18 protein-coding genes are annotated in these 23380 nt (G+C 47.5%); 11 read left to right on the top strand and 7 right to left on the bottom strand.

The features are described from left to right. Window positions 1-8: 8 nt before the first annotated feature. From QN370_RS05175 to QN370_RS05165, 3 genes are all read right to left on the bottom strand, one after another. On the bottom strand, window positions 9-494 hold the full coding sequence (locus tag QN370_RS05175) for an asparaginase domain-containing protein (protein ID WP_322129249.1): 486 nt from the start codon (window positions 492-494) through the stop codon (window positions 9-11). A 5-nt stretch (window positions 495-499) separates the two neighbouring features. Continuing rightward, window positions 500-1024, bottom strand: a complete 525-nt coding sequence (locus QN370_RS05170; RefSeq protein WP_322129248.1) for a hypothetical protein — start codon at window positions 1022-1024, stop codon at window positions 500-502. Between the two features lie 164 nt (window positions 1025-1188). Then, entirely contained in the window at window positions 1189-1710 is a 522-nt protein-coding gene (locus QN370_RS05165) for a hypothetical protein (protein ID WP_322129247.1), read from the bottom strand. Between the two features lie 340 nt (window positions 1711-2050). On the opposite strand from QN370_RS05165, the gene QN370_RS05160 reads away from it, so the two are divergent. After that, entirely contained in the window at window positions 2051-2812 is a 762-nt protein-coding gene (locus tag QN370_RS05160) for an L-asparaginase (protein ID WP_322129246.1), read from the top strand. Here QN370_RS05160 and QN370_RS05155 read toward each other — a convergent pair. Beyond that, window positions 2801-3796: a D-2-hydroxyacid dehydrogenase family protein gene (locus QN370_RS05155; RefSeq protein ID WP_322129245.1), complete on the bottom strand. Its 996-nt coding sequence runs from the start codon at window positions 3794-3796 to the stop codon at window positions 2801-2803. The genes QN370_RS05160 and QN370_RS05155 overlap by 12 nt on opposite strands. A gap of 314 nt (window positions 3797-4110) precedes the next feature. On the opposite strand from QN370_RS05155, the gene QN370_RS05150 reads away from it, so the two are divergent. Continuing rightward, window positions 4111-5970, top strand: a complete 1860-nt coding sequence (locus QN370_RS05150) for a phosphoenolpyruvate carboxykinase (GTP) (RefSeq protein ID WP_322129244.1) — start codon at window positions 4111-4113, stop codon at window positions 5968-5970. Between the two features lie 375 nt (window positions 5971-6345). Here QN370_RS05150 and QN370_RS05145 read toward each other — a convergent pair whose 3' ends face one another. Further along, window positions 6346-6663 carry a hypothetical protein gene (locus tag QN370_RS05145; RefSeq protein ID WP_322129243.1) on the bottom strand — a complete coding sequence of 106 codons (318 nt, stop codon included), beginning with the start codon at window positions 6661-6663 and terminating at the stop codon, window positions 6346-6348. 160 nt (window positions 6664-6823) lie between these two features. Here QN370_RS05145 and QN370_RS05140 point away from each other — a divergent pair, with 160 nt between their 5' ends. After that, the gene (locus tag QN370_RS05140; RefSeq protein ID WP_322129242.1) at window positions 6824-7774 is read left to right on the top strand and encodes a LysR family transcriptional regulator; all 951 of its coding nucleotides are present in this window, start codon (window positions 6824-6826) and stop codon (window positions 7772-7774) included. A gap of 6 nt (window positions 7775-7780) precedes the next feature. Here QN370_RS05140 and QN370_RS05135 read toward each other — a convergent pair whose 3' ends face one another. Beyond that, entirely contained in the window at window positions 7781-8239 is a 459-nt protein-coding gene (locus tag QN370_RS05135; RefSeq protein ID WP_322129241.1) for an Lrp/AsnC ligand binding domain-containing protein, read from the bottom strand. Window positions 8240-8429: 190 nt separating this feature from the next. On the opposite strand from QN370_RS05135, the gene putA reads away from it, so the two are divergent. After that, window positions 8430-12104 carry a trifunctional transcriptional regulator/proline dehydrogenase/L-glutamate gamma-semialdehyde dehydrogenase gene (gene putA, locus QN370_RS05130; RefSeq protein ID WP_416172191.1) on the top strand — a complete coding sequence of 1225 codons (3675 nt, stop codon included), beginning with the start codon at window positions 8430-8432 and terminating at the stop codon, window positions 12102-12104. Between the two features lie 1492 nt (window positions 12105-13596). Here the strand turns inward: putA and QN370_RS05125 are convergent. Then, window positions 13597-14472, bottom strand: coding sequence for a LysR family transcriptional regulator (locus QN370_RS05125; RefSeq protein ID WP_322129337.1), 876 nt, complete (start codon window positions 14470-14472; stop codon window positions 13597-13599). Window positions 14473-14578: 106 nt separating this feature from the next. Between QN370_RS05125 and QN370_RS05120 the strand changes: the two genes are divergently transcribed. The 7 genes from QN370_RS05120 (at window position 14579) to QN370_RS05090 (ending at window position 22748) form a co-directional block, all read left to right on the top strand. Continuing rightward, window positions 14579-16096, top strand: coding sequence for a CoA-acylating methylmalonate-semialdehyde dehydrogenase (locus tag QN370_RS05120; RefSeq protein WP_322129240.1), 1518 nt, complete (start codon window positions 14579-14581; stop codon window positions 16094-16096). A gap of 16 nt (window positions 16097-16112) precedes the next feature. Further along, window positions 16113-17744, top strand: a complete 1632-nt coding sequence (locus tag QN370_RS05115; protein ID WP_322129239.1) for a GMC family oxidoreductase — start codon at window positions 16113-16115, stop codon at window positions 17742-17744. A gap of 193 nt (window positions 17745-17937) precedes the next feature. Then, entirely contained in the window at window positions 17938-18708 is a 771-nt protein-coding gene (locus QN370_RS05110; protein WP_322129238.1) for an ABC transporter ATP-binding protein, read from the top strand. After that, window positions 18708-19418: an ABC transporter ATP-binding protein gene (locus QN370_RS05105; RefSeq protein WP_322129237.1), complete on the top strand. Its 711-nt coding sequence runs from the start codon at window positions 18708-18710 to the stop codon at window positions 19416-19418. Before QN370_RS05110 ends, QN370_RS05105 begins: the two co-directional genes overlap by 1 nt. Window positions 19419-19463: 45 nt before the next feature. After that, window positions 19464-20693, top strand: coding sequence for an ABC transporter substrate-binding protein (locus QN370_RS05100; protein WP_322129236.1), 1230 nt, complete (start codon window positions 19464-19466; stop codon window positions 20691-20693). 126 nt (window positions 20694-20819) lie between these two features. Next, window positions 20820-21704, top strand: a complete 885-nt coding sequence (locus QN370_RS05095; RefSeq protein ID WP_323581686.1) for a branched-chain amino acid ABC transporter permease — start codon at window positions 20820-20822, stop codon at window positions 21702-21704. An 81-nt stretch (window positions 21705-21785) separates the two neighbouring features. Further along, entirely contained in the window at window positions 21786-22748 is a 963-nt protein-coding gene (locus QN370_RS05090; protein ID WP_323581685.1) for a branched-chain amino acid ABC transporter permease, read from the top strand. Window positions 22749-23380: the final 632 nt, after the last annotated feature.

Below are 23380 nucleotides of genomic sequence, written 5' to 3'. Positions count from 1 at the left end.
CCGCCATTCTAAGCAGGCTCAAAGACACCAGCAGAGCGATTTTTTTTCACCTTATCCCAATTAAAAAACTGTCCGTTCATCGCTACATAGACACCTGATGGCAAGACTTGGGCCACTCCGCAGGCAAAACCAAAATTGAACAACGCGTCTGAATTCGCGATTTCATAAGGAATCATCGCTCCCGTTAACACAATGGTCTGAGACAAACCGGCAGCACCCAGAACGGTCGCTGTTTCGGACATCGTGTCAGTACCATGAATGATCACGATGGCTGACTGAGCAGACGCAAGGCAACTGGCAAGGATATGCTGACGATCTGCATCTTGCATCTCCAGCGAATCAAGGAAAGGTAGTTCTTCGAGAATTACAGGCAAGGTAATGCGCGCACGCGCAATCGCGGCAGCCAGATGGCCGGCACCAAAAATCAACTTGCCGGCAATTTCATCGTAATGCTTGTCGAAGGTACCGCCGGTGGCAATTACGCGAAGTGTCATGGGAATCAGGCAGAGTGCCCGGCGGGTGCCAGGTCGAAAGACTCATTGTAATTCAGTCCGGACAACCGACGTAGGCTAACGGGAAAAGGCACGCACGTAGCGGGTTTGAGACGATCCAGTGAAAATTGTCGCAAATGTTTGTGTACGCTTTGATTGATCGCCAGTGCAGCCTGCATCAACAGTAAATCAGCAGCGTGGCTAAGATGGTGATCACTCTGTCTTGCAAAAGGAATTGTGTCCGATTCGGTTTTTGCCATGGCACAACGATAAACGTCTTCCAGGGTCAGGTCGGCCGCTGCTCCGGCCAGCTTCCAGCAGCCATATGATGTTTCAATGATCAGATTACTCAGGAGTAAATCGCTGCAATATTTATTTATTTCACGACTATTAAGTCCTGTATCTCGCTTTATTTGAGCCAGTGTCAACGTCAATGGAGCAACTGAGACAAACTTCCCCAGCAACTCGGTAATGACGCAACATCGCTTGTGCAGATCCCCGTTGCCAAGAATGAAATCGTTACCCGCTGTCATTACATCTCCAACATTACGCAAAGGGAAAAGTAGGAGTAGCCCTCTGATGATGACAGAAGTGGTTACCCTGAGAAGAACGAATCGTAGGCGAAGACGAGGACGCAAAGCCAATGCCTTGTAAGCATCACTTTATGCGGTTCAAGCATAGATCAACAGACCAAGGCTCAGGCGACGGTCGCCGAACGGCGCGGCACATGACGCGATGATCTCGGCACCGGGTAGGCGGCAGCTGAACTCACTTTGAGACGATCAAGGGAAAATTGACGCAAGTGCTTGAACACACTTTGGTTGATCGCCATCGCGGCTTGCATCACGAGCAGATCGGCGTCATGTTGCAAACGCTGTGGCTGATAGCCAGGAATGGGAACGAAGGCCGAACCAGAAGAATGTCCTGGCGCAGGTTGTTCCGCCATCACGCAACGAAACACATCCTCCAGAGTAACCTTGTCCGGTGCACAAGCCAGCGACCAACTGCCCGGCAACTGCAAGTTTGATTTGAGTAATGCTGCACGCGCTAACCCAGCGCACAAGTTTTCAAGATCGCACTCACTCCGCCCAGTGCTTTCGACGAGATTCCAAATGCTGAGTTGACGCGGCGCGCAGGCAACAAATTTTCCGAGAATTTCTGTAATTGCACACAAACGCTGGTGTAGGGCACCGTCACCTAAAATGAAATTTTCTGTCATCACAACATTCTCCTGAATCCGGCAGATCGCCGGCATAGTAGTCCGAGGGGTCGGCAACTGTTGCTATAAGGCCGGGTGGGCAATAACATCAATTGAACTCGCAGCAATATATCGAGCGAGGAAAGTTCTTATAGCAAATTACAGGCCAGGTCTGCAGGTGCAGTTTTCGGCGTTCCGTGATCCCCACTTGTTTCGACGGGTCAGAAACGCCCTAATGTGTCTCCATTTCGATTTTTGCGCATCGCCCTGGTGCGCCCGAATTGTCAGGAAGACAAATAATCCAGCTCGACATTTACCGCTAAACTAATCCCTGAATTCATTTAATCCGAGCAAACCGATCATGAAACCTGTTGCCCCTGGTACTGTTATTTTTCACCGTCATCGCGGCTACGGTGTCATCGTCATGGTCAACTTGCTCACAGGATGGATCGCCGCCCGATTCGGTAGCGAATCCAGAACTCTGGATCTGAATCTTTCCTCCGACGAGATCCAGCATGCCGATGGCGAACCTATTTTGTTTCGGCGCGCTCCACCGGACCGAATGCCGCAGGCGCGGCTCATGGCAATGATGCGGGAGTTGCATCAGGCGGGATATCAACGTTTGTATTTATATAATTGGCCAAACCCATCGGGAATGCACTGGCGCTGGCAACTATTTTGTGGGCCGCGAAACTGGATGCACCGGTCTCGACGAGAGGGCTGGTACGGGTCTGGGGCTGACTATAACTTCAACCCGGTAATGGGCTGGGGAGATGCGCCAGGTGCGAGCACTGTTGAACTTGTTGACGCTTTGGCGCGCTTTGACCCGCAAGGATTGGCGCAGGCACTTGGCAGAGACGAAGATCACACGGACTGGTTCGCACGCACTTGTGATTTGCTGCTACCAGATTACACGTTTAGTCTGAGCTGGAATCATCGTGAAGACCCGGCAGCCCGCGGTGTACCAGTTATCCCTGTACGTAGCGGAGTCCAACAATACGCTGGCCCCCCAATAGCATGGCCACCTGGATGGGCGAGGTTATGGAACCATGGTGGAAGCCTGGTTGATGGTCCGGCTATGGGGCGATACTGCAAAACATCCAACGACACGTTATCTGATTGACGGTAAAGCTCCCGACGTTGATACGTTGTGCGCCAAGCCAGTAGAAAAATCTATAACACTCTGAAAAGCCGCAAAAAAAATCAGTTCATAGCTACCCTCCTCGACATGACCCAAGTGAGGTGAAGCCAGTACATTGGAAAACTGCAGCAGCGGCGATGTTGCGGGCAGGGGCTCAGTATCGAAAACATCCAGCACAAGATAACCAGGACAGCCCGCTATTAATGCTTGCTGAAGAGCATCTTCTGCAAGCAATTCCGCACGACTTGTGTTGACTAGCAATGCCGAACGCTTCATTGCCGCAAGATCAGCAAAAGTAACGCATCCACGCGTGGTTTCGCTCAAAATTAAGTGCAAGGAAAGCACGTCGGCGCGAGAAAAAAATTCTTCTTTTGATACTGCTGTCTCAAAACCCGCATTTTTTGCCAAGATGCGGCTTTCAGTGCTCCCCCATACAAGAACTGACATACCGAATGCCTTGCCAAAAGTGGCCACTAGGCGACCAACTTTTCCGTAACCCCAAATTCCCAGCGTTTGTCCCTTTAATACGCGACCTAGCAAATTTTTATCTGGCGAAGTCGATACGGTTTGCCAAAGACCATCCCGTAAATTTGATGTGTAGTCAGGAATCCTACGCATTGATGCCATGATTAATGCCCAAGTCAGTTCAGCAGGTGCCGTTGGATCACTAGTTCCTTCGACAACCGTTATTCCGTTAGCCGTCGCAGCAGCAAGATCGATGAGACCATTTACCCTACCGGTTTGCACGATTAATTTAAGGCGAGGCAATTTGTTGAGCAACGCTGCAGACAAACTGGTTCGCGCGTCTATCAAAATCAGCGCATCAAAACTCGCAAGACGGATTGCCAGTTGCCCGAGTCCGCGCGCCGAATGATTAAATATTTTAACGTCGTGGCCAGCAAGCAATTTATAACAGTCTAGATGACGAACTCGGTCCTGATAATCATCAAGAATGGCAATTTTCATGGTGTGGAGAAAAATCGGTTAAGCAAATCCGTAATGGAATAACGATAAAAGTAAAACTTAAAATTTATTACTACAAAATTTATTCTGTTATTACTCCCTTTTTGTCGCGAATCACTAACCGTAACAAATCTCAGGTGTACAATTTAATGCCATTTTTGTTGCAATTTCCTTAAGCATCATTCCAACACAGAGTGGTACGGTTCAGCACAGCTCCGCCAGATTATGGCGACTTAGCCCTGATTTTACGGCGAGATCATTATTATATTGATCGAACCCGTGACAGATTTCTTTATTGGTATTGGAGGTTTTACTTCATGAATCAGCCCATTATGGGTGGCGTCGCTTGCATTAACGCCCCGTCCTACGTCAAACAGCAAGAATTGATCAATTGGGTTGCCGAGGTAGCGTCACTTACCAGGCCGGCACGTATCGTCTGGTGTGACGGCTCACAAGAAGAATATGACCGGCTTTGTAGCGAAATGGTCGCTGCAGGGACAATGAAAAAATTGAATCAGGACAAACGACCAAACAGCTATCTTGCCTGTTCCGATCCGAGTGATGTGGCGCGCGTTGAAGACCGAACTTTCATTTGCTCAGCCAGCGAAGCAGAGGCTGGACCGACCAATAACTGGCAGCCCCCTGCTCAAATGCGTACTACGCTCAATGGACTCTTTGACGGGTGCATGCGTGGAAGAACTCTGTATGTTATTCCTTTCTCGATGGGTCCTCTGGGGTCACCGATTGCACATATCGGTGTTGAATTATCCGACTCTCCTTATGTTGCCGCCAACATGCGCGTGATGACACGCATGGGCAAAGCGGTATTTGACGTTCTTGGGGTAGATGGCGAATTTGTTCCTTGCGTACACAGCGTGGGCGCACCACTGGAATCTGGCCAGAAGAGCGTAGCTTGGCCATGCAACCCGACAAAATATATCGTGCATTTTCCCGAAACCCGGGAAATCTGGTCATACGGATCAGGTTATGGTGGTAATGCCTTATTGGGCAAAAAATGTTTCGCATTGCGTATCGCATCAAGCATGGGACGTTCCCAGGGATGGCTGGCAGAACACATGTTGATCCTTGGTGTTGAATCACCAGAAGGCAAGAAGCATTATGTCGCTGCTGCTTTTCCGTCTGCATGTGGAAAAACCAACTTTGCAATGCTGATTCCGCCAGCTGGATTTGAGGGCTGGAAAGTTACTACGATCGGTGACGATATTGCATGGATTAAGCCCGGTAAAGATGGTCGACTGTATGCGATTAACCCCGAAGCGGGTTATTTTGGCGTGGCTCCCGGCACCAATGAGAAAACCAACTTCAATTGCATGGCTTCAATGGTTAGCGATACGATCTTTACCAACGTTGCATTGACCGATGACGGAGATGTCTGGTGGGAAGGACTGACCAAACAGGCACCTGCACATCTGATCGACTGGCAAGGCAAAGACTGGACGCCCGAAGTCGGCGAGGAAACAGGCCGTAAAGCAGCGCACCCGAATGCACGATTTACTGTCGCGGCTATCCAGAATCCGGTAATTGATGAGGCTTGGGATGATCCGGCTGGCGTACCCATTTCAGCTTTTATTTTCGGCGGCCGTCGTTCAACGACAGTCCCACTCGTGACCGAAGCACGTGACTGGATCGAAGGCGTCTACATGGCTGCGACGATGGGATCAGAAACCACTGCCGCAGCGACTGGCCAAATGGGCGTGGTTCGGCGCGATCCGTTCGCCATGCTGCCGTTTATTGGTTACAACATGAGTGATTATTTTCAGCATTGGCTAGATATGGGTAAGAAACTAGCCGCCACTGATGCAACCTTACCAAGTATTTTCTGCGTCAACTGGTTCCGTACTGATGGTGAAGGCAAGTTTGTCTGGCCAGGTTTTGGAGACAACATGCGCGTCTTGAAATGGATGCTGGATCGGATAGAACAAAAAGCTGGCGGTGTGGAACACCTGTTTGGTACCACTCCGGGCTATGCGGACTTGAACTGGGATGGTATTGATTTTTCGCCGAAGCAATTTGAACAAATTACTTCAATTGACGTAGTTGCATGGAAGGATGAGTTGAAATTACATACAGAGCTATTCGAAAAACTTCATCATCATTTGCCGCAAGAACTGGCTGATGCAAGAAACAAGCTAGAGAAACAATTGAAGGCTTGGTAACGTAACTGTCAAAATAATAAAAGCGCAATCTATTTATTTAATTGCGCTTTTTTTTGCCAGCTTCATGTGCGATTGGTCACTACAGTAAAAAACGTACCCGATTTAAAGATCGAGACACTTTACTTAGTCACGCACAATCGAAGAGATCGATTAATTGTCAAGCCATGATGCATAGTTGCCCGGCCTGATGCCTCGGCAACATCTGCCGTTGACAGCCCGACAGCGCGTCGCGCCGATGGTGCATCCAATCTTGCCGCTGCTATTTTTCTAATCGGGGATGCCAGTGAAGGAGTTGTAAAGAAATCCACCGTCGGCTTAAAAATTAATGTTTTCATATGGCGTTTCTACAAAATAAGGATGACAAGAAAATACAACTCAGTCGCGTGAAGCAACTGCCCTTAATTCTGATGCCATGTTTGGTTGCGAAATCTCAAGATCCCTTGCCATACGATTTAGGATTAGCATGCTACGCAAATGACTGCGAATCGATCTTTGCTCAAGTGACTGACGCGGTTTTAATGTCAAAAAACTTGCCCTTAGCAAACCAAGCAACAAAGGCTTGAAAATCAATAAGAACGTGACTAAAACTCCTAGACCAAGTAATGGTCGTGCTGCAGCAATGATGGAACTTGTTACAACCTGTGCAACAGGAATTGCTGACTGAGCGGGAAATGCAATGGCCAAGATGGACATGATGGACCTCGGTAGATTTGGCTAATATGTTGCAGTGCAGTATGCAAGATATGCCTGCTATTAAGCCAATTCCAATTTCACATATCAGTTATACTTTTTGTGAATGAAATCAAGTTGATAACGACGTTTCATTTCCATTTTCAACAGACAGTCAGAACTGATGAGCTTTCTCACCCTTGATCTCAATTTGCTGCGTGTTTTTGATGCCGTGATGAGCGAGCGAAATTTAACGCGTGCTGCAAATCGACTTGCGATGACGCAACCAGCGGTATCCAATGCACTTAAACGACTGCGCGATTCGGTTGGCGACGAGTTGCTAATCCGAACTGCCCATGGTGTTAAGCCAACACCTCATGCAGATGAGCTATGGCCCGCTGTCCGACGTGCTCTGTCAGATCTCGAGGCGGCGATGGCACCGCAGAGTTTTGACGTCTCTAAGACGCAAGCAACTTTTCGTATGGCGATGGCGGATGCAACTGCAGCGCTTTGGCTGCCTTCATTGGTGCGTTCGATAGAGCGCGACGCGCCACGCGTCAATGTCAGAATGGTTCCTCTAACGACACGCGAGCCAAGACCGATGCTCCTGCGAGGAGACATCGATTTGGCAATTGGCTTCTTTCCAGGTGTTGTAGCGCAGTTGGCAGGTGAGCCAGATACACCGATTCGCCATGAATTACTCTATTCGGGAAAGTACGCTTGTGTGATGCGAAAGCAGCATCCGCTTGCAAAGGAAGAACTCACTCTGGATTCGTATTGTGCAGCAAAACATCTATTAGTGAGTTTTTCAGGTAGGGCGCATGGCATCGTCAGTGATACGCTGACTCAGTTAGGTCGGGAACGTCGCATTCTATTGACCGTTAACCATTTTTTCACTGCTGGACGCGTTGTCGCCAACTCGGATTTGCTCACTGTGATCCCACGCCATTTGATTGCATCAACTGGCATGACAGGGGAATTAATTGCGAAAGAGCTACCGTTTGAATTGCCACAAGTGCAAGTCGACATGCTGTGGCATGAACGCGATGCCCGCAGCCCTTCTCACAAGTGGTTGCGCGAACACATGACTACAATTACCGACGAATCATTTCTACGAGATACGGTAAGACGCTAACTGCGCTTAGCGGATAGGAAGCTTGGTCGTGTTCTTGACTTCTTCCATGACTGCATAAGTGTGCGTTTCACGGACACCTTTCAATTGCAAAAGTGACTTCCCCAAAAATTCTCGGTAAGCGTTCATGTCGCAAACCCTGGCCTTGACCAGGTAATCAAATCCACCTGCGACCATGTGACATTCAAGCACCTCGGGAATGATCTGGACGCTACGCTTGAACGCATCAAAGACCTCGGGCGTAGTCCGATCTAACACCACTTCGATGAACACCAACAACGACACATCCAGTAGTTGCGGATTCAGTTGTGCCGTGTATCCCAATATATATCCACCTTCGTGCAATTTACGAACGCGCTCCAGGCAAGCTGCCGGAGACAAGTTAACTCGTGCTGATAGCTCGACATTGCTAATTCGGCCGTCGTTTTGCAACTCGTTTAGTATTTTTTTGCTAATTTTATCTAACATTGCAAATCTCAGGTAAGAATTTAATTTGGCTAAATTTTCTCACCAAATACAAAATTTTGATAGTAGTTAGTATTACCAGAATTAATGCGATGCTTTCGCGCATACAATCAAATATAAGACAGAAAATGACTTTTCATAAAAAGTCGTTTTGTGCAATTTCATTTACCCGTGACGTGATGCCGAGCAAAATATGTCTACTTCTGTACTATTTAATGACCCCGCTTTTTCAGCTTTGCATGCCGAAATGCATTTTCCTACTTCGTTGTTACGCGAGAAAATTACAGCTGCATACCGACTTGAGGAGCAGCAAGCAGTAGGCTTGCTGCTTGAACAATCCCCACAGGATACCGCATTGACGGTACAAACTACGCAGCTGGCAAAGCGGCTAGTCATTGCCGTAAGGGAAAAACGTACACGGGCCTCCGGAGTCGATGCACTAATGCACGAATTTTCATTGTCATCCGACGAGGGAATTGCGTTGATGTGTCTGGCAGAGGCGTTATTGCGTATTCCCGACCATCACACTGCAGACCGATTAATCGCGGACAAAATTAGCCGCGGCGATTGGCGAAAGCACTTGGGCGTCTCGCCCTCGCTATTTGTTAATGCTGCCACTTGGGGATTGTTGATCACTGGAAAGCTAGTAAGCAGTAATAGCGAACAAGGTCTCGGATCTGCATTAACCCGCCTGATTGCGAAAGGTGGCGAACCCCTGATACGCAAAGGAGTCGATCTTGCGATGCGTATGTTGGGCAACCAATTCGTGACTGGTGAGACCATTGATGATGCGATTGTTAATAGTCGTCACAACGAAGCTCGCGGGTATCAGTACTCGTACGATATGTTGGGTGAAGCCGCGCTAACGGCCGAGGACGCGGATAAATATTTACAATCCTACGAACAAGCAATTCATGCAATCGGACGAGCATCGGCAGGAAGAGGAATACGTAATGGACCTGGAATCTCGGTGAAATTATCGGCATTGCACCCTCGCTATTCCCGTGCCCAGCGCCACCGGGTAATGACTGAATTATTGCCGCGCTTACAAAGTCTTTTGCTGCTGGCTAAATCATATGACATCGGTTTAAATATTGATGCAGAGGAATCAGAACGCCTTGAACTATCGCTCGACTTGATAGAAGTGTTGGCTCACGATCCGTGCCTCGCCGGCTATGACGGAATAGGCTTTGTGGTACAGGCCTATCAAAAACGCTGCCCTTTTGTGATTGATTACCTTATTGATCTGGCGCGTAATAGTGGACGAAAATTCATGGTTCGGCTGGTTAAGGGTGCTTATTGGGACGCAGAAATAAAGCGTGCGCAGGTTGATGGCATGTCGGGTTATCCAGTTTTTACACGAAAGGTCTACACCGACGTGTGCTATCTGGCTTGCGCTGAAAAGTTACTCGGGGCGACCGACGTGTTGTATCCACAATTTGCTACCCATAACGCACAAACCCTTTCAGCAATTTATACGTCAGCACAAGCTCGCGGTGTAACCGACTATGAATTCCAGTGCCTTCATGGCATGGGTGAAACTTTGTATGACCAAGTGGTTGGTAAAGACAATCTGAACAAGCCTTGTCGTATCTATGCTCCGGTAGGTTCGCATCGGACATTACTTGCTTACCTTGTACGACGTTTACTGGAAAACGGCGCCAATTCGTCGTTTGTAAATCAGATTGTCGATACGAACGTACCAGTGGACGCGTTGATTGCAAACCCTATGGACGAAGCGCGAAAACAAGGTGGAATTCCGCACAGGAACATCGGCCTACCCCGCGCCATGTTCGGTGACGAGCGAGCGAATTCCTCAGGTATCGATCTAAGTAATGAAAAAGAGCTGGCGCGCGTCAACCAGGCCTTTGTCCATTTCGGTAGCAAGCAATGGCATGCGGTACCGATGCTCGGTACAACGTTTAGTACTCTGGCATCACATACAGTGAATAACCCGGCTGACCGTCGCGATCAAGTGGGTTCCGTAGTTGAAGCCAACAAGACCGATGTCGATGCAGCACTACTTGCAGCGCATGACTACGCTTCCGCGTGGCAAGCCGTGCCCGCGTCCGATCGCGCAACCATTCTTTTCCATGCTGCTGATTTGTTCGAATTGCACCAATTGGAACTAATGGCTATGGCAATTCGAGAAGCAGGGAAGTCTTTACCGAACGCCATTGCCGAAGTACGTGAAGCTGTCGATTTCTTGCGATATTACGCAGCTCGCATTACTGAAACGCCAACAATGCTGGCACTTGGACCGGTAGTTTGCATTAGTCCCTGGAATTTTCCGTTAGCAATTTTTACAGGTCAAGTTAGCGCCGCGCTTGCTGCAGGTAACGTAGTCCTTGCCAAACCTGCCGAGCAAACCCCGCTAATCGCGTATCGCGCAGTACAACTCCTGCACGAAGCTGGTATTCCACGTGCCGCGCTGCAATTTCTGCCGGGACAAGGCGAAAGTATCGGCGCTTCATTAGTTGCAGATCATCGGACACAAGGCATCATTTTCACAGGATCAACAAGCGTTGCGCAATTAATTAACCGTACGCTCGCAAAGCGCGCCCTCGTTGAATCCTGCGATATTGTCTTGATTGCCGAAACCGGTGGACAAAACGCAATGATCGTCGACTCCAGTGCGCTGACAGAACAAGTCGTGCAGGACGTTATTAGCTCCGCATTTGATAGCGCCGGACAACGTTGCTCCGCATTAAGGGTGTTGTGTCTGCAAGAAGAAATCGCCGATAAAACACTAGTCATGCTGAAAGGTGCGATGCGTGAACTCGCTGTTGGCAACCCGGACCGGCTGGCAACCGATATTGGTCCTGTTATCGATATGGAGGCAAGAGATAGTTTGCTGGCGCATGTCGAACGGATGAGAAAAACTGGGCATTCGGTTTTCCAATTGGTACTGTCCGTCGATACGCAATATGGGACTTTCGTTCCACCGACAATTATAGAAATTGATTCATTATCGGAACTTACCAATGAAATTTTCGGCCCGATATTGCATGTACTACGTTACCGCAGCGAAGACTTGCCACAAATAATCGACGCTATTAATGCAACCGGCTATGGTCTAACATTCGGTATTCATTCGCGCATTGACGAGACTGTCAACTTCATTAGCAACCGCATTCATGCTGGCAATATTTATATTAACCGTAACATCGTTGGTGCAGTAGTTGGTGTACAACCTTTTGGTGGTGAAGGCAAGTCGGGAACCGGTCCGAAAGCAGGTGGCCCGCTCTATCTGAAACGGTTGCAGCGTTCGAAGGACGGCGAGCTCAGCGTAAATATTATCGAAATCGGTCGTGGCAACATGCATTCGCCTGCACTGAATTCACTATTGGCGTGGGCCAAAGCTTTTGGCCACGAGACTCTTTTCGATTTAGGTGAGCACTACATACGTCACAGCGAACTCGGTAAGAAGTTGGTATTACCAGGCCCAACCGGTGAAATTAATACGCTGCTATTGGCCGCTCGCGGCGATATCCTTTGTTTGGCACCTGATATCACCAGTTTGCTCAATCAACTGTTTGCTGTTTTTGCTACAGGAAACAACCCGGTTTTGTTAACGTCATCGTTGCCACTTCTCCCTGTTAGTTTGCCGGAGTCAGTACGTACTGCAATAAGGCAAATCAGTGACATCAACGATGAAGGCCAACCATTACAAATTGCATTGATTGATGTATCACTGGTTGCAGGCACTCGTACCCTGCTGGCAGATCGTGGTGGTGCGCTCGTACCATTAATTGAAACGACTCTCGGTAAGTCTATTCCTTTATGGAGACTACTTTCTGAACGTGCCACGTGTACCAACACCACAGCAGCGGGGGGCAATGCAAGTCTGATGATGCTGGAAGAGTAAGGCGTTGAGTTTCCGTACATTCTGTCTGGATAACTAACCTAGCTACGTTTGCACTTCATTATCACGCAAGCGATCAGACATCGATTTTACAAGCCCATAGAGCGCCAGGGTATAGAAAGTGCTGGCATTATCGGCGACAGAGGGTTGCATCGACCTGTTCAGTGACGGGATCTCCTCGGCATGTACGTTACTGGCAGCACGATTATTTGCGCTTATTCCTGGAACTGATCTTCATCCACAGCATCTTTATTCTTTGACACACAGAGTTGCTGGTACTAATTCTAGACCAGCAATCAAAATTGATTGTGTACTGCCGCCTGTGCCGTACGCTATTGCATCTCCACCTATCAGAATCACCATCAAATTCGTCAATCCCATTGTCGTGCACGACCATGCCAATGGATGGAACATGACCCGTTTGCGCACAAACTTGGTTTTTTTGATCAACAAGCGTTATTTCGAGAGTACTTTCAATACATGTTAATGTAGTAATAGTTGCTTTAAACCAACTAAAATGTCCTCAACATGTGGAAATCAGTTAGTGACAAAGAACCACCATCAAACGGCCATTAGCGCACCGCAGGCCTGGTTTACTTACCCTCCTATGCACACTACTTATTCAGCAGCTTGAAGGGCTTGCTGAGACTTTTGTGCAGCATCTTCTAACCAAGTTTGGCTTCGATTTTTTTCTTTCAGCGCTTAAATAAAAAACAGAGATATTTCAATACTGGTTTTAAGTTAACGATTTATATATCTGTTTAGTAGTAGTAGTTAACATCCGTTCAATTCTGTGGATAACTCTCTATTTCACTTTCCTATCAATACCTTAGAGAAAAAATAACCAAGTTGACAAAGTCGCTTTTTGCGCAGGACAAGTTCTGGATAACTTTCGTGACAGTGACCACGCTTTCACTTATCCACAGTTGATCCACTGGTTATCCAGAGTCTTATAAAGATTTGTGCTTTTTTCAACTATAAATAAGCAAAAATTTCCTTTTTGGGTAGTGCGCCATCATTTTTACCCAGGCCAGCGCAAAGGTACCTGGATGACGTGCAAACACAGTTTTTACCCCGCACCCAATGAAATGGTGCAGGCAAGGCGTCTGACGCCCTTTCAGTAGGTCAGGGCGTGTTTTTAAAAAAGGTAGGCAAAAAGTTAGACAGTGAAAATGCGTTTGATGCAGGTAGGGGATGTCAGCGGCCGTCCGATTTTTTTTTCGTCTTAGTTTTGTTCTAATTGTTTTATATATCTCTTTAGTAGTAATAATTAACGATAAGACTTTTCTGTGGATAGATAGGTTAACCATATTAGAATCAAGCACTTGGAAGAAAGATAACTATTCCAACAAAGTGCTTTTCGACTCAGGACAAGTTCTGGATAACTTTCAGGGCATGAACAAATTTTGTAGTTGTTCACACTTGATGCACCTGTTATCCATAGGTTTATCCACAGCTAAATGGTGCTGGCATCAACTTCGGGTCTCTTGATCCGTTACTGAGTCCAAAGACCAGCCAACAAATCAAAGGCAGCGGCGATTGCCGGTTCTGTTTTTCGATTCTGTAAAGTAATAAAAGACAGTTCGGTGGACAGACTTACTGCATCAGCAATGACTAATCCATGCACATGTGCTTCATGCAAGGCTATTGATTCACGTACCAATGACAGTCCGACACCAGATTTGACGAGGTCTAGCATTGACGATTCCTGATCTACCAGCGCAACTTGTTTGGGTAATTTTTTATATTCGGCAAATTTTTTGACGAGTAGCCGATGGTGGGCCGACTCTGGCGGTGCCCAGATCCAAGGTAATGTTGCTAGCGCGTCCCAGTTTTTTCCAGAAACACGTGCCTTCCAACCTTGCGGTGCAACAACGTTGTATGTGAATGACGTGAGTACTTGAGAATGAAATTCTTTGGTCGGTATTCCGAGGTAATAACCGGCATCGAGCGCGCCATTTCGAACCTGCTGCAGGACGTTACCGGACATGCCCTGCCGTAATTGCGTCGATAGTTGAGGATAACTTTCGACCAGCTTTTTTAAGAAAGCGCCGAGTCGCGTAAATTCAGGATCAAGAATGGTACCAATTGCTAGAGGGCCGGAAATACTCGATTGCAACGCTCTTACACCTTGATGAAATTCGGTGATACCAGCTAGTACGCGCTCTGCAAAAGGTAGTAATTTTTCACCATCACTTGTTAGTCCCATGCCGCCGGGTGAGCGGATGAACAAGGTGACTCCCAATGATTTTTGCAAGGACTTGAGTTGCAAGCTAACAGCAGGTTGGGTTAGGTGCAAATGTTGCGCTGCACGCGTCATATTGCCCTCTTTTGCAAGCGTAACAAATGCCCGAATCTGAGTAAAATCCATCACTTTTCCATAAGTAATGCTTATGAGGAAACGATGATAACTCATTGGATTTTGCGTGGTGATGGCTATATTCTGTTTTTCACCTTAAATTTCCCAAGGATTTGTTATGACTCAGTCCATTCCTGTTATTCAGCATTTCATCAACGGCCGCATCGTCGAGTCCACTAGTGATCGACGCCAAGATGTTTTCAATCCGGCAACAGGCGCGGTTGCGGCTCAAGTTGTTCTTGCAAGTGTTGAGGAAGTAAATCAAGCGGTTGCTGCGGCGAGTGCGGCAGCACCTTCATGGGCAGCTACTGCACCATTGAAGCGTGCTCGGATCTTGATGCGATTCAAAGAGCTGATGGAACAAAACCACGATGCATTGGCTGCAGCCATTACGAAAGAACATGGCAAAGTTTTTTCGGACGCAAAAGGGGAAGTAACACGTGGCCTCGAAGTCGTCGAATTTGCCTGCGGCGCGCCTCAATTGCTGAAGACGCAGTTCTCAGACAATATTGGCGGTGGTATCGATAATTGGCAGATGCGTCAACCATTGGGTGTCACAGTAGGAATTACACCTTTTAATTTTCCGGTCATGGTGCCGTTGTGGATGGCACCGATGGCTATTGCAACTGGTAATACGTTTATTTTGAAGCCGTCAGAGCGTGATCCTTCCGCCTCTATGTTGCTGGCAGATTTGTTTCATCAAGCTGGCTTGCCAAAAGGTGTCTTTAACGTTGTGCAGGGTGACAAGGTAGCGGTGGATGCGCTTCTTCAACATCCTGATGTGAAAGCAGTGTCGTTTGTTGGTTCGACGCCGATTGCCGAATATATTTATACCGAAGGTGCAAAACGTAAGGGCACTTACCCATTACGAGTACAGGCGCTTGGTGGTGCAAAAAACCATCTGGTGGTGATGCCTGATGCGAATCTTGAACTTGCTGTTGATGCACTCATTGGAGCGGCGTACGGATCTGCTGGCGAACGCTGCATGGCGATTTCAGTCGCAGTTGCAGTTGGTGCTGTTGCTGACAAACTGGTGGAGGCGCTGATTCCACGCGTTAAGTCGCTGAAAGTCATGAACGGAATGGAAGATGCCGCCGAAATGGGACCTGTCGTGACGGGTGTCCATAAGGCAAAAATTGAAGGTTACATTCAGGACGGCATCGATGAAGGTGCCACGCTGCTGGTTGATGGTCGCGGTCTCACCGTGCCAGGTCATGAGAATGGTTTTTTCCTGGGAGGCACGTTATTTGATCATGTCAAACCGGGCATGAAAATTCACAATGAAGAAATTTTCGGACCAGTACTTTGTATTGTGCGCGTTCCCGATTTTGCAGCAGCAATCGAGCTGATCAACGGGCATGAGTTTGGCAATGGTGTGGCCTTGTTCACGTCAGACGGCAACACGGCTCGCGAGTTCTCCCGTCGCATCGAAGTAGGTATGGTTGGTATCAATGTTCCGATTCCAGTACCGATGGCCTGGCATTCGTTTGGTGGTTGGAAGCGTTCGTTATTTGGTGATACGCATGCTTACGGAGAAGAAGGCGTACGTTTTTACACACGCTACAAATCCATCATGCAGCGTTGGCCGGAGACGATCGACAAGGGTGCCGAATTCACAATGCCAGTGGCGAAATAATCGGGCGAGGACAACGATGACGCAATCTGCAGGCAAATACGACTACATCATTATTGGCGCAGGGTCTGCCGGTTGCGTCTTGGCAAAACGGTTGTCGCAAAATCCTGCCGTGCGGGTATTGCTCCTGGAGGCAGGTGGCAAGGATGATTATCTTTGGATACACATTCCGGTCGGCTATCTCTACTGCATAAACAATCCACGCACTGATTGGCTTTACAAGACCGAAGCTGATCCGGGCCTGAATGGTCGCAGTCTGGGGTATCCGCGAGGCAAGGTATTGGGTGGGTCGTCATCCATTAATGGAATGATTTATATGCGTGGCCAATCGCAGGATTACGACACCTGGGCCAGTTCTTGCGGCGATGATGCGTGGCGTTGGGATAATGTGTTGCCGCTTTTTAAAAAAAGCGAAGATCATTATCTGGGTGGTACCGAATTTCACGGTGCGGGCGGAGAGTGGCGAGTTGAGAAGCAACGACTTTCGTGGGAAATACTCGATGCTTTTCGAGATGCCGCAGCCGAGGTTGGTATTCCAAAAACAGACGATTTCAATCGTGGTGACAATAACGGGTCCGCTTATTTCGACGTCAATCAACGTCGCGGTGTGCGCGTAAGTACTGCCAAGGCTTTTCTTAAAACGGCAGGCCATCGGGGTAACCTCGATATCATGACCGGTTGTCAGGTAAAGCGTCTGAAACTTGAAACAGGGCCTGACGGGGTGCGATGTCGCGGTGTTGAATTCATTCGTAATGGTCAGTCATGGACAGCCGAATCGGTACACGAAACGGTACTCTCGGCTGGTGCGATCGGGTCACCACAAATTCTGCAATTGTCTGGTATCGGAGCATCCTCGCTATTGCAAAAAAACGATATAACTCCACTCGTCGATTTGCCTGGGGTGGGCGAGAATTTGCAAGATCATTTGCAAATCCGTATGGTGTTCAAGATATCCAATGCCAAGACCTTAAATACGATGGCCAACAGCTGGTTCGGCAAGATGAAAATTGGTCTCGAATACGCGCTGACGCAAAAAGGACCGATGTCGATGGCACCATCGCAACTTGGCGCGTTTGCTCGTTCTGACGTATCGCAGTTGACGCCGAATTTGCAGTATCACGTTCAACCACTTTCGCTGGAAAAGTTTGGTGAGCCGCTACATCCTTTCCCAGCAATTACTGCGAGTGTATGCAACCTCCGTCCAACGTCACGCGGCCATGTGCGGATAGCCTCTGCAGATTCGGCGCAAGCGCCAAAAATCACGCAGAACTATTTGAGTACACAGGAAGACAGGCATGTGGCAGCTGACGCGCAGCGTCTGACGCGTTCCATTATTAACGCGCCATCATTGAAAAAATACACGGCAACAGAGCTCAAACCAGGACCACACGTTACTTCGGAAGAAGAATTAATTGGTGCTGCCGGCGACATCGGTACGACAATTTTTCATCCTGTTGGCACTTGTAAAATGGGTATGCCATCGGATCCGATGGCGGTAGTAGATAGCCAGCTGCGAGTACTTGGTGTCACCGGGTTGCGCGTTGTTGATGCGTCAATCATGCCGACAATAACATCAGGAAATACGAATTCGCCGACTGTGATGATCGCAGAACGTGCGGCAATTCTTATTCTCGCGGCGCATGAGGGATAACACCTAGAGGCACCGTTCCAGCACCTGATTGGCATCGAACAGGCTATGATTACGATCAGTATTAGATGGTGAAAATAGTGCAGTATTGATAAAAGTTTGCGTGGTAGTTGTACGGTATTGTTCGATCCGGTTGTCACTTGTACTATCAATAAAAATTTGCAGCTGCATAAAAAACAAGCAACCAGGAGACGCGATGACTGAAGTCATCCTAGAAACAAAAAACTTGACCAAGGAGTTCAAGGGGTTCACTGCTGTTGATGCTGTGAATCTGCGTGTTCAACGTGGTCACATCCATGCGTTGATCGGGCCTAACGGTGCTGGCAAGACAACTTGCTTTAATTTGTTAACGAAGTTTTTGACTCCAACTTCAGGCCATATCCTTTTTAACGGTAAAGACATTACCAAAGCCATGCCAGCGCAGATTGCCCGTCAGGGCATTATTCGTTCATTTCAGATTTCGGCTGTTTTTCCGCACCTCTCAGTGATGGAAAATGTCCGCATCGGGTTGCAACGTAGTCTTGGCACATCGTTCCATTTCTGGAAAAGCGAGCGCAGTTTGTCTTCGTTAAATGATCGTGCAATGGCGCTATTGTCTGAAGTCGACTTAGTTGAATTTGCAGATACGATTACCGTAGATTTACCTTACGGGCGCAAACGAGCACTTGAAATTGCAACTACATTGGCGATGGATCCGGAAATGATGCTGCTTGATGAACCAACTCAAGGTATGGGGCATGAGGACGTTGATCGCGTGACAGCGCTGATAAAGAAAGTTTCTGCGGGGCGCACCATTTTAATGGTGGAGCACAACATGAACGTAGTTTCTGGTATTTGCGATCGAATTTCAGTATTACAGCGAGGTGCAATGTTGGCTGAAGGAAGTTATCAGGAAGTCTCGAATAACCCGCTGGTAATGGAAGCCTACATGGGTACTTCAACTAGTGCGCTGGAAGGAGCTCACTGATGTCAGGTAAAGCTCTTGAAATTTCTGGCTTGCATGCCTGGTACGGCGAATCGCATATTTTGCATGACGTTAATTTGACGGTCGAAAAAGGCGAAGTGGTAACGCTGTTGGGTCGTAATGGCGCTGGTCGTAGTACGACGCTTCGCGCAATCATGGGATTGACCGGGACCCGCAAGGGCTCAATAAAAATCAACGGTGTCGAATCTATAGGTCTCGCGACACACAAAATCGCCCATCTAGGCGTTGGTTACTGTCCAGAAGAACGCGGCATTTTTTCATCGTTGACAACAGAAGAGAACCTGCTGTTGCCACCTGTAGTTTCGACTACTGACAAAGCTATGTCGGTAGCAGAAATTTACGAGATGTTTCCGAATTTAAAAGAGCGTCGATTTAGCCAAGGCACGCGGTTGTCGGGTGGCGAACAACAAATGCTGGCAGTTGCGCGGATTTTGCGCACCGGCGCTCGCTTGTTGCTACTTGATGAAATATCAGAGGGCCTTGCACCAGTAATCGTTCAGGCACTCGCCCGGATGATTACTACGCTGCGTGCCAATGGTTACACCATCATTATGGTTGAACAGAATTTCCGATTTGCTGCACCGCTGGCAGATCGGTTTTATGTAGTGGAGCATGGACAAATCGTTGAAACAATAGCGTCATCAGAGCTCGAGGCGAAGATGCCTTTACTAAATGAGCTGTTGGGCGTTTGAACGAAAAAATAGTTCTGCAAACCTTATCTATCCCTGGAGCGAGACATGATTACCAAATTAAAATTAATAACACCAAAAACGATGACGCTTGCCGTCGCCGCGGTGTGCGCACTGGCGTTTGCAGGTAGCGCTTCCGCTCAAATTTCAGGCGATACCGTAAAGATTGGATTTATTACCGACCTTTCTGGTGTCTATTCGGATATTGACGGGGTGGGCGGGGCTGAAGCGATCAAAATGGCGATTGCCGATTTTGGTGGCACCGTCAACGGTAAAAAAATCGAACTGATCACAGCTGATCATCAAAACAAAGCCGATATTGCAGCGAGTAAGGCACGTGAATGGTTCGATCGCCAAGGCGTTGATATGCTGATTGGCGGTACCAATTCAGGTACCAATCTGGCAATGTCAAAAGTTGCGCTCGAAAAGAAAATGCCATTCATTTCAATTGGTGGTGGTACTGCTCGCCTGACCAATGAAGAATGTACTCCCTACACGCTGCACTATGCGTACGACACGGTTGCACTTGCCAAAGGTACTGGCGGTGCAGTGGTAAAGCAGGGTGGGAAAAGCTGGTTTTTCCTGACAGCTGATTATGCATTTGGTGCATCGCTTGAAAACGATACAACAACAGTTGTCAAAGCCAGTGGCGGTACCGTTGCAGGTTCCGTTCGTCATCCTCTGTCGGCATCGGATTTTTCATCATTCCTGTTGCAAGCACAAGCATCCAAGGCACAAATTCTTGGTTTGGCCAATGCGGGCGGCGACACGGTTAATGCAATTAAAGCTGCCAACGAGTTTGGGATAAACAAGACCATGAAATTGGCAGGTCTGCTGATGTTCATCAACGATGTACATTCATTGACACTGAATTTAACCCAAGGCATGTATCTGACGGATAGCTGGTATTGGGACCAGAGCGACGAGTCGCGCAAATGGTCGCGTCGCTATTTCGAGAAAATGAAGAAGATGCCATCAAGTCTGCAAGCAGCAGATTATTCAGCAACGATGACTTATTTGAATGCCGTTAAAGCCACTGGTACTGATGATACGGATAAGGTAATGGCGGAAATTCGTAAAGTAAAGATCAATGACATGTATGCCAAAAACGGAACGATACGCGGTGACGGCAGCATGATTCATGACATGTTTTTAATGCAGGTGAAATCACCTGCTGAATCAAAGTATCCATGGGATTATTACAAAGTCGTCCAGACGATTCCAGGTGATCAAGCGTTCACGTCAAAAGCCGATTCTAAATGCGCGAGCTGGAAATAGTATTTTTGGATAAGTAATTCAATCGCAATTTAACTGCCCCGGCGCGTCGCCTGAATTTTCCTGCGCGCGCTTTTTTTTTGCAGTTCCATCCGGGTAGTTCTCGGATGATTTTTTACTATATTTGCCATGGAAATTTTCGGCGTTCCCCTGCAGGCCATGATGAGTCAGCTTTTGCTTGGTCTCGTTAATGGCTCGTTTTATGCCATGTTGTCGCTTGGTTTGGCGGTCATTTTCGGCTTGCTGAATGTGATCAATTTTGCCCATGGTGCTCTGTACATGATGGGTGCCTTTTCTGCCTGGATTGGACTCACCTATTTCGGTTTTAGCTATTGGACGATGCTGGTATTGGGACCGCTCGTGGTCGGCGTTTTCGGGATGGTCATTGAAAGGACCATGCTGCGTTGGCTTTACAAGCTTGACCATTTATATGGATTGCTCCTCACATTTGGCGTCACGCTTGTAGCGGAAGGAATTTTCCGTTCGATCTACGGGGTTTCTGGTCAGTCCTATTCCACTCCGGCTGCACTTTCTGGTGGGGTTGATCTTGGTTTTATGTATTTACCAATATACCGGGCCTGGATCGTTGTCGCTTCGTTGACTGTCTGTTTTTTAACCTGGTTCGTGATTGAAAAAACTCGACTTGGTGCTTATTTGCGTGCTGGTACTGAAAATCCGAAGCTGGTGGAGGCTTTCGGTATTAATGTCCCGTTGATGGTGACTTTAACTTACGGATTTGGCGTCGCGCTTGCGGCGTTCGCAGGCGTACTGGCAGCGCCGGTCATTCAAGTATCGCCGTTGATGGGATCGAATCTGATTATTGTTGTGTTTGCAGTGGTCGTGATTGGCGGAATGGGATCAATACTCGGTGCGATTATTACAGGATTGTCGCTGGGTGTTATTGAAGGGATGACACGTGTATTTTATCCGGAGGCATCAGCTACAGTCGTCTTCGTCATCATGGCGATCGTCTTGATGATCCGTCCTGCCGGTTTGTTTGGTAAAGAAAAATAGGCATTTCTTGATGACCCACTCGACACCATTACCGAATCACCCGGGCGAGACTGTAGTTTTGCCGCAATGGAGTTTTAAAGCATGAACAAGAAAATTGGTTACGCCATAGCACTGGCCGCTTTATTGGCAGCACCGTTTTGGCTTTATCCGGTATTTTTGATGAAAATACTATGTTTTGCTTTGTTTGCGTGTGCGTTCAACCTGTTGATCGGGTTCACTGGCCTTCTGTCATTTGGTCATGCTGCGTTTTTTGGAGGGGCTGGTTATATTGCCGGTTATGCCATGTCGACGCTTGGTCTGTCTTCGGAGATCGGCATCGTGTTGGGGACATTAACAGGCGCTGTGATCGGTCTGTTCATGGGAAGTCTGGCGATTCGGCGGCAAGGCATTTACTTCACGATGATTACTCTGGCATTGGCCCAAATGCTTTATTTCGCATTTTTGCAGGCAAAATTTACCGGTGGAGAAGATGGTTTGCAGGGTGTGCCTCGCGGCAAGTTACTTGGAATTATTGATCTTAGTAATGATCTGACGCTGTATTACGTTGTACTGGCCATTGTAATTTTTGGTTATGCGGTGATAGTTCGTGTTGTTCATTCACATTTCGGGCAGGTGTTAAAAGCAATTAAGGAGAACGAACCACGTGCGATTTCACTTGGTTATGATGTCGACCGATATAAGTTGCTGGCATTCGTTCTTTCTGCTGCCCTTTCTGGGCTTGCCGGAGCGACTAAGACATTAGTTCTTGGATTTGAGACACTGACCGACGTCCATTGGTCCATGTCTGGTTTGGTAGTGTTGATGACGCTTGTAGGTGGTTTAGGTACATTAGTCGGTCCTATTGTCGGTGCGGTGATTATTATTTCGCTTGAAAACAAATTAGGTAGTTATGGTCATTCATTGGCTGAAATTACTAATATTGACTGGTTTAATTCTATTGGGGATTCTGTTACGATTGTCATTGGTTTGATATTTATTATTTGTGTGTTGGCCTTTCGGCGTGGAATCGTCGGTGAAGTGGCGAATTTTTTCAATCGAAAGTAATTTTTTACCCAGACCGAGCAGTGTGCAGTTTTCTGTTCGGTCGGTTATATCTTCAACTGCAGCAATTTACATTTTTTAATTTATCCTTCTTTTCCTTCTCTTTTCTTTTCTCTTCTTTTCTTTCTTTCTCTGTCGTATTCTTGAATCACTCTGGTATGACAGTGTCTGCATCTAATCAATAATTTGTTATATTTTTACTGGCCAGAATTAACTATTTTGGTTTTTCATAAGTACGAATTTTGTGAATTTCTATAGTGGAAAGGTTAGTAATAGCTTTTTGAGACTGGAATTTAGGATTACCGTGCTGCGTTCCTGCGTCTATCCAAGGATCGTTTTTAGAATGGATTGCGTTGTTCACGTTCTCACTTTACGTTCATGTTTCGGTTTTATTTCAAATTCAAGTAGTCGGCATAATATGTCTACTCAGCTGCAACTTCGCTTCCTAATCCTAGTTTGATAAATTCCTGTTTGTTCAGTTAATGTGTGTTGAAGGCCACCTCGCTTGTTTCCGCTGTCTTTACTAGAGTCACCTTTTTCGCAATTTATATTGGTGTGAGCGATTTCTGTCACGGTACTGCGGCAGATCACATTGGTTTTCAACATAAGATGGTTTTTCACGATGTAGTTCAGTT

The sequence above is a fragment of the Actimicrobium sp. CCI2.3 genome (assembly GCF_035019065.1).
Classification (GTDB): domain Bacteria; phylum Pseudomonadota; class Gammaproteobacteria; order Burkholderiales; family Burkholderiaceae_D; genus Actimicrobium.
The sequence above is the reverse complement of the archived record's forward strand: the minus strand, read 5'-3'. Positions and strand labels throughout refer to the sequence as shown.